Genomic DNA, 10691 nt, shown 5'->3' on the forward strand with positions numbered 1-10691 from the left:
GCCCCCAGCCCCCCGGACGCGCCCGTACCGCGCCCCAGCCGCAGATCGACCCCGGTGACCGCGAGGTCGCGGGTCAGCACCCGCGCCCAGTTCTCCAGCCCCGCCGACAGCTCGACCACCTGCCGCGGGGTCGCCCCCTTCTGCGGCCCGAACACCCGCGCCACGCCCCGCTCCCCGCACAGCACGTTGTACGGGTTGCAGGCGACGACCAGCTCCACCTCCCCGAGACGCGGGTCGAGCCCGGCCGCGTCGACCCGCGCCAGACGCAACAACTCCCGTCCACCGAACGGCAGTTCCGCACCGTCCGCGTCCAGCAGCCGTGCCCCCAGCGCCTGGAGCGCCCCCGCACCCCCGTCCGAGGTGCCCGAGTCGCCGCAGCCGACCAGGATCCGCCGCACCCCGTGGTCCAGCGCGGCGCGGATCAGCTCCCCGACGCCGTACGTGGTGGTGGCGCCCGGGTCGCGGCGGGTGCGGGGGACCAGGGAGAGACCGGCGACCGCCGCCATCTCCACCACCGCGGTGTCCTGCCCGCCCAGCAGGGCGAAGTGGGTGCCGACCGGTTCGCCGACCGGCCCGGTGGCGGCCAGGGCGACCAGCCGGCCGCCGGTCGCCCGGGCCAGCGCGGCGGCGGTTCCCTCCCCGCCGTCCACCAGCGGGACACGGTCGATCTCGGCGTCCGGCAGCACCCGGCGGACACCCGCCGCGATGGCGTCGGCCGCGGCCGGGGCGGACAGCGACTCCTTGAAGCCGCTGGGGGCGACGACGACTCGGTTCAGCATGGTTGCGTACTCCTCAGGGGGTCACCGGCACGCCCAGCGCGGGCCACACGGTGACGGCGAACAGCAGGACGAGCGCGGCGGTGAGCGGCGCCAGCACGGCGGACAGCCGGAGCAGGTCGCGCGGGGTGTAGGTGGGGGTGCCGGGGATCTCCGCGAAGAGCGCGACCGGCTTGGCGGAGGCGGGCAGGGTGTGGCAGAAGCCGGCCGCGGCGGTGGACGCGAGCGCCGCCGCCACCGGGTTCACCCCGGCCGTCACGGCCGCCGCGACCACCAGCGGCACCAGGACGGAGGAGCGCGCGGACCGGGACTGGAGGACCAGGTGGGCGGCCGTGCTGACGGCGACGACGAGCGCCAGGAAGGTCAACGGGCCGATGTCCGCGGGCAGTCCGCCGACCAGCCGGTCCGCCGCACCGGACTCGGCGAGCGCCACGCCCATCGCCATCGTCGCCGCCATGAACAGCAGCAGCGACCACGGCACCGTCTTCAGCGCGTCCTTCAGACGGACCGTGCCGAGCGCCGGGGAGGCGGCGACGACCGCGCCGATCAGCGCGACCACGGCCGGGGACACCCGGTGCAGGGGCTCGCTGCACCACAGGGCGACCACCGTGGCCAGCAGCAGGGCGCACCGCTTCTCTCTCTGCGTCCAGGGGCCGGTGACCGGGCGGTCGCTGTGCCGCTGGATCTCCTCGGCGGTGATCCGCACGGGGCCGGTGCGGTCGGCGCGCCGGGTGGTGGTCAGGAGCACGGTCTCGGCGGCGAGATGGGAGGACGCCACGGCCAGCGGCAGCCCGAGCAGCAGCCATTCGGTGAAGCCGACCCGCTCCCCGGTCGCCTCCCACAGCACCGACACGGTGATCAGATGGGCGCCCGCGCCGATCAGGGTCGCCACCGCGGACAGCAGGATCACCGTGGGGAACAGCAGCGCCAGCATCACCACCAGCCGCGTACGGTCGGCGAGGGCCTTGGCGAGGGCCAGGAACACCGGCAGGGCGAGCGCGGCCCGCCCCGAGGTGGCCGGCACCGCGAACGCCGTGACGACCAGCGCCGCCGTCGTCAGGTGCGTCAGCTGCCGTACCGTGCGCGCCCCGCCGACCAGGAAGGCCGCCGCGCGGCCCGCGAGCCCGGTCCGGGCGACCGCGGCCGCAAGCACGAACGCGCAGATCAGCAGCCACACCGTCGAGTCGCCGAGGGTGCCGAAGAGGGTGTCGCTGCTGATCACCCCGGTCACCGTCAGCGCGAGTCCGGCGCCCAGCGCGATGTACGTGTCGTCGATCGGCGTACCGATCCAGGCGCAGGTCGCCAGCGCGAACACGGCGAGGGTGAGGCGCGCGTCCCCGCTCAGGCCGGGGAAGGCGCCGGGCACCGCGAGCAGGGCGCACAGCGACAGGGCCACGCACAGGGCGGCGGTCAGCCGGGGGGTCAACGTCACGTCATCGACGATCCACCCGGGCCGTGAGCCGTCGATGAGCCGAAGATGAAGGGAACTTCACCCGGGGAGGCGGTAGCCCATCCCGCGGACCGTCTCGACCCGGTCCGCGCCCAGCTTCTTGCGCAGCGCCCGCACGTACACGTCCACGATGTTGGAGCCCGGGTCGAAGTCGTAGCCCCACACGTGGGAGAGGATCTGCTCGCGGGACAGCACCTGGCCCGGGTGCCTCAGGAACAGCTCCAGCAGCACGAACTCACGCGCCGTCAGGTCGACGGTCCGTCCGTCCGCGCGGGCGCGCCGGGTGCGCAGGTCCAGGCTGAGCGAGCCGGACCGCAGCACGGTCACCTCCGGCGCCCTGGCCGCCGTGCGCAGCCGCAGCCGGATCCGGGCCAGCAGCTCCTCGAAGCGGAACGGCTTGGTCATCCAGTCGTCGGCGCCGCCCTCCAGACCGGCCACGGTGTCCCGTACCGAGTCCCGGGCGGTCAGCACGATCACCGGGGTCGTCACCCGCGCCTCACGCAGCTCGCGCAGCACCGTGAAGCCGTCCCGGCCGGGCAGCCCGATGTCCAGCACCACCAGGTCGAAGCCCCCGGTGAGGGCGTACTCGTGGCCGGCCTCGCCGTCCCCGACGACGGTGGTGGTGAAACCGTTGGCGCGCAGCCCCTTCTCCACGAAGGAGGCGATGCGCTCCTCGTCCTCGACGATCAGGATCCGGTTCATCCGCGGGCCTCTTCCAGGGTGAGTACGAAGGTGGCGCCGCCGCCCTCGGTGTCGTGCAGCCGGACCTGCCCGCCGTGGCCCTCCGCGATGGCCTTGACGATGGACAGGCCGAGACCGGCGCCGGAGCCGCGCGCCCCGCGCCGGGACGTGCCGCGCCGGAAGCGTTCGAAGATCAGCTCCCGGTCGTGGGGGCGGACGCCGGGTCCGGAGTCGGCGACGTACAGCTCGACGCGGGAGCCCTCCGCGCGGGAGCCGATGCGGATGGTCTGCCCGGCCGTGGTGTGCTGCACCGCGTTCTGCGCGAGCTGCACCATCGCCTGCGTGATGCGCTGCGGGTCCAGCTCCGTCTCCCGGTCGGCCGTCTCGGTGAGCCGCCAGTCGCGGTCGCCGAGGGTGCGGGCCTTGACGTAGACGTCGGCGGTGAGTTCGGCGAGCTGCACCGGCTCGGGGGTGACGAAGTCGGGCCGTTCGGCCTTGGCGAGCAGCAGCAGGTCCTCCACGATGCGGCTCATCCGGTCCAGTTCGTCGGTGACCAGGCGGACGGTCTCCTCGCGTTCGGCCGGGTCGTCGCCCATCAGCTCCAGATGGCCGCGCACGATGGTGATGGGGGTGCGCAGTTCGTGGCCGGCGTCGTCGACGAACTGGCGCTGGGCGGCGAAGGCCCGCTCCAGCCGGTCCAGCATGGCGTTGAAGGTCTCGGCGAGGGCGGCGATGTCGTCGTGGCCGCGCACCGGGATGCGGCGGGTGAGGTCCTGCTCGGTGAGCTGCGCGGCGGCGGTGCGCACCAGCCGTACGGGCTGGAGGATCCGCCCGGCGACCGCCCAGCCGATGCCGGTGGTCAGCAGCAGCGCCACCCCGGAGATGGCGAGCAGCACCCGGAACACCTCGTCCACGCGGGCCACTTCGCGCTCGGGGTGGAAGGCCACGACGAACGCGGCCTCGGGATCGCCGTCGCCGTGCCGGGCCACGGCCACCTTCGCCCAGCGGATCTCGCCCTCGGGCCGGTGCAGCACCCCGGACGGGTCGGGGGAGTCGAAGATACGGCGGCGGGCGTCGGCGTCCCGGTGCAGCGGCAGCGCGACGGGCAGGTCGCGGGGCTGGATGAACTGCGCCGGGTCGCCGCCGGGCCGGGCCACCAGGCCGATGAGCTCCTCGTCGGGGTCGGCGTACTGCCGTTCCAGGAACACCTTCAGCAGCCGGTCCGGCTCGGTGAACGGACGGCCGGTCTCCGGGTCCAGGCCCCTCTCCTCGAACGCGGCGAACTCGCCGCTCTCCTGCGCGAGCAGCCCGTTGGAGCGGTGGTCGACGTCCCGCAGCAGGAAGGAGCGGGTGGTGGCGGCGACCGAGGTGAGCGCGACCGCCATCACGAACAGCAGCCACAGCAGGATGCGGACCCGGGCGGAGAGCCGCCTGCGGCCCCGGTCAGCCGTCGTCCCGGTCGCGTCCGTCGTCCGCGGGGTCCCGGCCCTGGTCGTCGTCATCGTCGTCGTCCGTCGGTCCGTCGGTCACCGCGGGCGGGGACACGATCTCGTCGCTGGGCGTGGGATCGGGCCGGGTCGCCGCCGGCGTCGGCGCGGGCGACCCGCTGTCCAGCTCGACCCGCGGGGGCACCTTCGGCGGTTCGGGGCTGTCGGCGAGCGCGAAGCTGGTCGCGGCGACGCCCAGGGGGATCAGTACGACGGCGGCGAGGGCCGCCATCCGGCGAGTGAAGGCCATGACTCCACCCTGTGCCGCGTACCCGGGGCTCTGGATGAGGCCCCGATGAAGAACTCTTCATCTTCGGCCGCGATCCCGGGCCGCGATTCCCGGCTGCGATCCCCCGCCGCACTTCCCGGCCGAGCGAGGAGCGGGTCCAGGGCGGCGCCCCGCGAGGGCGTCAGCTGTCCAGGCCGATGGCGAACGCCGCCTCCAGGTCGTGCTGGGAGTAGGTGCGGAACGCCACGTGCGTGTCCGTGCCCTCGACGCCCGGGATCTTGCTGATCCGCCCGGGGATGACCTCCGCCAGGTCCTCGTGCTCCCGGACCCGGACCATGGCGATCAGGTCGTAGGTGCCGGTGACGGAGAAGACCTCGCTGACGCTGTCCAGCGCGGCGATCTGCTCCGCGATCTCGGGGATCCGGTCCACGCTGGTCTTGATGAGGACGATCGCGGTGATCACGGCTGGTTCTCTCCCTCGGGGGCCGGAGCAGGGGCGGACTTCACTGTAGTCGCCCGCCCCTGCCACACCCACGCGCAGCCGAACCCCAGGCCGAAGCCCACCAGGTGCGCCAGATACGCCACCCCCGGCCCGCCCTCCGCGGTGCGCCCGGCCGCCGCCCACTGGAGCGCCGCCCAGAACGGCAGCACCGCCCACGCGGGCAGCCGCACAGGCAGGAAGAAGGCGAACGGCAGGAGACTGGTGACCCGTCCCCGGGGGAACAGGAAGAGGAACGCCCCGAGCAGCGCCGAGATCGCTCCCGACGCCCCGACCAGGGGCCGCCCGGAGCCGGCGTTGGCGGCCGCGTACCCCAGCAGGGCGAGGTAGCCGCAGCCCGCGTAGCACAGGGCGAACCGCACCCGGCCCATCCGCGCCTCGGTCAGCGGCCCGAACACCTGGAGGAACAGCATGTTGCCGAGCAGATGAACCCAGCTGCCGTGCACGAAGAGCGCCGTGGCCGGGGTGAGGGCCGCCGCGGGGGACCCGTCGAACAGGTCTGCGGGGATCACGCCCCAGCGGCGGAAGAAGTCCCGCTGCGCGGACAGCAGCTCCTCCCCGGAGCCGTACGCCGGGTGCAGCCCGGAGGCCGGCCCGATCAGGAAGACCAGGCAGCACAGCACGATCAGGGTGCGGGTGACTGGGGCGGGCGTGGTCCTCAGCGCTCCGGCGGCCGCCGCGGTCCAGTTGCGGATCATGGCTACAGAGCATGACGTAACCGGACGTAACCGTGCGGATCGCCTCGCCGCCGTGGACGGGCGGGCGGCACGGGTCCGGCAGGCCGTAGGGTTACGAGCCACACGCACCGGCAGCCCGGTGCGTCACGGACACTGGAAGGAAGGCGAACAGCCACGATGACGGTTCCTCTGCCGACCGCCTCGACGCGGTGGCGCTGCACCCTCTGCGGCAACCTCACCCGCTTCGACGTGACCCGCTCGTCGAAGGTCGTCGAGTACGTGCACCTCGACCTGGCCGGAGAGCCCAGGGTCGAGGAGCGCGAGGTGCTCGACGAGACGGTCGAGTCGGTGCGGTGCCGCTGGTGCAACGCCGTGGACCAGGTGGAACTCGTGGACAGGCCGGGCGCCGGCTCCTGAGAGGGAGCGGCCCGCTGACGGCGGCCCCGCGGACGGGCCGCACACAGGCATTGGGGTGTTGACGGATGGTGGAGACCACGGGCGGGGGGCCGCAGGACGGCGCCGCCGAGGTGCTCGACCGTCCGCTGCCCGACGGGGTGCGCCGCAGGGTCGTCCAGATCGTCGCGGACGGCTTCGGCGGACTCACCGTCGCCGAGCTGCCCGCGCAGCTGCGGCAGTACGCCCGGTTCACCCCGACCCGCCGCGCCAAGTTCGCCGGGAACGCGATGGCGGCGGCGCTGGAGACCGATCCGCTGTTCCGGCAGCGGATCGGGGAGAAGCTCAGAGAGACCGAACCGGAGCTGACCGGCGCCCTCGACTCCGGCTCGCCGCCCCCGGCCGCGGACCCGCTCGACGTGGCGGCCGCGGCCTACGTGCTCCGCCCGCCGGGCTGGGTCAAGCTGGTCACCGCCGCCGGCGAGGAGGCGCAGCGCGCCGACGCCGAGCGCGCCGACGAGGAGACCCGCGCCGAGCTGGAGCGGCTGCGCGCCGAACTGGACCGGGCCCGCGACCACACCCGCGCCGAGACCGAGCGGCTGCGCGCCGAGCTGGACGCGGCGAAGAAGGAGACCGACTCCCTGCACCGCAAGCTGCGGTCCGCCCTCGCCGACGTCAAGCGCGGCGAGGCCGCCCTGCGCAAGCTGCGCGGCGAGATGGAGGCGGTGCGCGCCGAGGGCCAGGCCCAGGTGTCCGCCGCCGAGAGCGAGACCCGGCGTTTGAAGGCCCGGCTGGGGGAGACCGAGGCCGCGCTGGAGGCCGCCCGCCGCGCCGCCCGCGAGGGCCGCAGCGTCGAGGACATGCGCGTACGGCTGCTGCTCGACACCGTGCTGGACGCCGCCCAGGGGCTGCGCCGCGAACTGGCACTGCCGCCCGTGTCCGTACGGCCCGCGGAGACCGTGGACGCCGTGGAGCCGGGCCGGATGACCCCGAAGGACATCGCCGCCCGCGCGCTGTCCGAGGACGACCCGGCCGTCCTCGACCAGCTCCTCGCCCTCCCGCAGGCGCATCTGGTCGTCGACGGCTACAACGTCACCAAGACCGGCTATCCGCAGATGCCGCTGGAGAAGCAGCGGCTGCGGCTGCTGGGCCAGCTCGCCCAGCTGGCCGCCCAGACCGGCGCCGAGGTCACCTGCGTCTTCGACGGCGCCGAGCTGGCCGCGCCGGTGCTGCTGGCGCCGCCGCGCGGGGTGCGGGTGCTGTTCTCCAAGCCGGGCGTCACCGCCGACGAGCTGATCCGCCAGCTGGTGCGCGCTGAGCCGCCGGGGCGGCCGGTCATCGTCGCCTCCACCGACCGCGAGGTCGCCGACGGGGTCGCGCGCGCCGGCGCGCGCCCCGTCGCATCCGCCGTGCTCCTCAAAAGGCTTTCCTAGTACCTGATGCACATCCGTCCCTCGTGCAACGTACAGGGGTAATGCCTGAATTGACGGAACCGTCACGCAACGTAGCGTCAAGGCGGCGTCACTGCAGGTGAGTTGTCACGTAATAAACGCGCTGTAGCGGAGATTTTGCGCCCAGGGATTTGAACTGATCACAAGAGAATCACTAGGGTCAGCCTTCGAACCCTCGCTCGCGCGATCACTCTCGAGAAGGAGCTCGTCTCCGTGGCGTCCCACCGTCGTCCCAAGCAGCCGAGCCGCGCACGCGTGACCGTGCTCACCACGGCCGCCGCTGCCGCCGTCGTCATGAGCTCGCAGGCCGCCAACGCGGCCCCCAGCGAGAAGCCGAGCAAGGACGAGGTCAAGGCCAAGGTCGACAAGCTCTACGAGCAGGCGGAGCAGGCCACCGAGAAGTACAACGGGGCCAAGGAGAAGCAGGAGAAGCTCCAGAAGGAGATCTCCACCCTCCAGGACAACGTCGCCAAGGGCCAGCAGGAGCTCAACGACCTGCGCGACGGCCTCGGTTCGATGGCCAGCGCCCAGTACCGCAGCGGCGGCATCGACCCCTCGGTCCAGCTCTTCCTCTCCGCCGACCCGGACGACTACCTCGACAAGGCGTCCACCCTGGACCAGTTGAGCGCCCAGCAGGTCGACTCGCTGAAGAAGATCCAGGAGAAGCAGCGCGAGCTGGCCCAGCAGCGCGCCGAGGCCGCCGAGAAGCTCAAGGACCTCTCCTCCACCCGGGCCGAACTGGGCAAGAAGAAGGAGGAGGTCCAGGGCAAGCTCGCCTCCGCGCAGAAGCTGCTCAACAGCCTCACCGCCGCGGAGAAGGCGCAGCTCGCCGACGAGCAGAACCGCGCCACCCGCGCCAGCGAGCGCGACGCCCTCTCGGTCAACGTCCCGGCCGGCTCCGGCCGCGCCGCCGCCGCCTTCGCCGCCGCACAGAGCAAGCTCGGCACCCCGTACGTGTACGGCGCCACCGGCCCCTCCTCCTTCGACTGCTCGGGCCTGACCTCCTGGGCGTACGCGCAGGCAGGCGTCGGCATCCCGCGCACCTCCGAGGCTCAGACCGGCGCCGGCACCAAGATCTACTCGGTGGACCAGCTCAAGGTCGGCGACCTGGTGTTCTTCTTCAACGACCTGCACCACGTCGGCCTCTACGCGGGCAACGGCCAGATCATCCACGCCCCCCGCACCGGCACCGTCGTGCGCTACGAGTCGATGAACACCATCGGCGGCCCGTTCATGTTCGGCGTCCGCGTCTGACCTGACCCGACCTGATCCGACCCGGCACCGCCCCGGATGCCCCCGTTCGAGGGATTCCGGGCGGCCCCGCTCCGCCTCCACGCCCCGCCTCGACCCAGGTCAACGGCGGGGCGTCACCGTGTGTGCCGCCCTGGCCGTGACTCTCATGGGGGTCCCGGCGGCTACTGTCTGCCGCGTTTCCCTGTCCGCCAGCGGAAGGAGCGCGACTTCCCGTGGGGTCCCATCGCCGTACCGCACCGTCCTCAGGGCCCGAGCGGGGCACCGCCCTCGCCCTGGGCCTGCTCTCCGTGGCCGCCACCGCCCTCGGCGCGGTACCGGCCACGGCCGCGCCCCAGGAGGACACCCGGGCCGAGGTCGACCGCCTCCACCACGAGGCGGAGAAGGCCACCGAGGCCTACAACGCGGCCGACGAGCGCGCCGACGCCCTGCGCCGGGAGATCGCCGACGCCCAGGACGCCATCGCCCGCAAGCAGCAGCGGGTCAACACCATGCGGGAGGCGCTGGGTTCGCTCGCCGGCTCCCAGTACCGCTCCGGCGGCCTGGACCCCGCCCTCGCCCTGCTGCTCTCCGAGGACCCGGAGGACTACCTCCGGAAGGCCTCCGTCCTGGACCGGATCGGCGTCCACCGGACCGCCGAGCTGAAGAGGCTCCGCGGCACCCTGCGGTCGCTGTCCCAGGACCGGGCCGAGGCCGCGAAACGCCTCGGCGCCCTCGAACGCAGCCGCAAGGCCGCCGCCACCCACAAGCGGACGGTGGAGAAGAAGCTCGCCGAGGCGCGCAGGATGCTCGCCGCCCTCCCGGCCGGCGAACGGGCCGCCTGGGACCGCGCCTCCCGGTCCGGCCGCACCGACCTGCTCGGCCCCGGCGGCGCCCCCGCCTCCGGACGCGCGGCCGCCGCCGTCGCCGCCGCCCGCTCCGCCCTCGGCAGGCCCTACGTGTGGGGCGCCAACGGCCCCGCCGGCTTCGACTGCTCCGGGCTCACCCAGTGGGCGTACGCACAGGCCGGGGTCGCCCTGCCGCGCACCTCGCAGGCCCAGCGGTACGCCGGCCGGCAGGTCCCGCTGTCCGAGGCCCGCCCCGGCGACCTGGTCCTCTACCGCTCCGACGCCTCCCACGTCGCGATGTACATGGGCGACGGCCAGGTGATCCACGCGCCCTACCCGGGCGCCCCCGTGCGCTACGACCCGGTCGGCATGATGCCGGTCTCCTCGGTCACCAGGGTCTGACTCCCGCGGGCCCGCGCCCGTACCCTCGGAAAGGTGGCCGGTCGAACGCGGGTGTCGCAGGCGGCGGTGGCGGCGTTGTGCCTGCTGCTCGCCGCCCTCGTGGGATGCGGCGGCGGCCCCGCCGTGGACGCCGCCCGCGCGGAGGTGCAGTCCCTGCTCGACCGGCGCGCCGAGGCGGTCCTCGCCCGGGACGCCGCCGCCTACGCCCGCACGGGCACCCGCGACGGCTTCGACAACCTGCGCGCGGTGCCCCTCGCCGACTGGTCCTACCGCCTCACCGACCTGGACCGCACCGGTGACCGCGCCACCGCGGCCGCCGACCTCCGCTACCGCGTCGACGGCCACGACCGCTCCCCGGTCGTCACCGCCCGCACCCTGAGCCTCAGCCGGGACCGGGACGGCCACTGGTCGGTCGAGTCCGACCGCCCGGCCGAGAAGTCCGGCCAGCAGCTGTGGGACCAGGGCCGCGCGCAGGCCGTACGCGGCGAGCGCAGCCTCGTACTGGGCGTCGGACAGTCCGAGCGGGTCCTGCGCGACTACGCGGAGCTCGCCGACCGGGCGGTGCCCG

The 10691-nt window shown here is 74.0% G+C and carries 11 protein-coding genes and 1 pseudogene; 5 read left to right on the top strand and 7 right to left on the bottom strand.

Translation table 11 applies throughout. The features are described 5' to 3' along the window. The 7 genes from CCN29_RS33070 to CCN29_RS33100 all read right to left on the bottom strand — a co-directional run. On the bottom strand, window positions 1–779 hold a 779-nt coding region (locus CCN29_RS33070), incomplete at its 3' end, for a glycerate kinase (RefSeq protein ID WP_143661453.1). A 13-nt stretch (window positions 780–792) separates the two neighbouring features. Further along, window positions 793–2208 carry an SLC13 family permease gene (locus tag CCN29_RS33075; protein WP_039988978.1) on the bottom strand — a complete coding sequence of 472 codons (1416 nt, stop codon included), beginning with the start codon at window positions 2206–2208 and terminating at the stop codon, window positions 793–795. Between the two features lie 57 nt (window positions 2209–2265). After that, window positions 2266–2928: a response regulator transcription factor gene (locus CCN29_RS33080; RefSeq protein WP_031019583.1), complete on the bottom strand. Its 663-nt coding sequence runs from the start codon at window positions 2926–2928 to the stop codon at window positions 2266–2268. After that, a complete protein-coding gene (locus CCN29_RS33085; RefSeq protein WP_442538647.1) occupies window positions 2925–4409 on the bottom strand; it encodes a sensor histidine kinase in 1485 nt (494 codons plus the stop codon). The genes CCN29_RS33080 and CCN29_RS33085 overlap by 4 nt, the downstream gene beginning before the upstream one ends. Beyond that, window positions 4351–4644 (bottom strand): hypothetical protein, encoded by a 294-nt coding sequence (locus CCN29_RS33090; protein ID WP_031019581.1) that lies wholly within the window; start codon window positions 4642–4644, stop codon window positions 4351–4353. The genes CCN29_RS33085 and CCN29_RS33090 overlap by 59 nt, the downstream gene beginning before the upstream one ends. 160 nt (window positions 4645–4804) lie before the next feature. Next, window positions 4805–5086, bottom strand: coding sequence for an Lrp/AsnC family transcriptional regulator (locus CCN29_RS33095; protein ID WP_006136621.1), 282 nt, complete (start codon window positions 5084–5086; stop codon window positions 4805–4807). Beyond that, a complete protein-coding gene (locus CCN29_RS33100) occupies window positions 5083–5820 on the bottom strand; it encodes a rhomboid family intramembrane serine protease (protein WP_006136622.1) in 738 nt (245 codons plus the stop codon). Before CCN29_RS33100 ends, CCN29_RS33095 begins: the two co-directional genes overlap by 4 nt. 156 nt (window positions 5821–5976) lie before the next feature. Here CCN29_RS33100 and CCN29_RS33105 point away from each other — a divergent pair, with 156 nt between their 5' ends. The 5 genes and pseudogenes from CCN29_RS33105 to CCN29_RS33125 all read left to right on the top strand — a co-directional run. Next, window positions 5977–6216 carry a hypothetical protein gene (locus CCN29_RS33105; RefSeq protein ID WP_006136623.1) on the top strand — a complete coding sequence of 80 codons (240 nt, stop codon included), beginning with the start codon at window positions 5977–5979 and terminating at the stop codon, window positions 6214–6216. A 65-nt stretch (window positions 6217–6281) separates the two neighbouring features. Then, window positions 6282–7625 (top strand): NYN domain-containing protein, encoded by a 1344-nt coding sequence (locus CCN29_RS33110; RefSeq protein WP_086686195.1) that lies wholly within the window; start codon window positions 6282–6284, stop codon window positions 7623–7625. Between the two features lie 231 nt (window positions 7626–7856). Beyond that, complete coding sequence (locus CCN29_RS33115) at window positions 7857–8897, top strand: C40 family peptidase (protein WP_031019578.1); 1041 nt, start codon at window positions 7857–7859, stop codon at window positions 8895–8897. Window positions 8898–9109: 212 nt separating this feature from the next. After that, the gene (locus tag CCN29_RS33120) at window positions 9110–10123 is read left to right on the top strand and encodes a C40 family peptidase (protein WP_006136626.1); all 1014 of its coding nucleotides are present in this window, start codon (window positions 9110–9112) and stop codon (window positions 10121–10123) included. Window positions 10124–10156: 33 nt separating this feature from the next. Next, window positions 10157–10691: pseudogene (locus tag CCN29_RS33125) on the top strand (hypothetical protein); the annotation flags it as partial.

Origin of the sequence: Streptomyces pseudogriseolus, assembly GCA_002154585.1 — a bacterium.
GTDB classification, from domain to species: Bacteria; Actinomycetota; Actinomycetes; order Streptomycetales; family Streptomycetaceae; genus Streptomyces; species Streptomyces pseudogriseolus.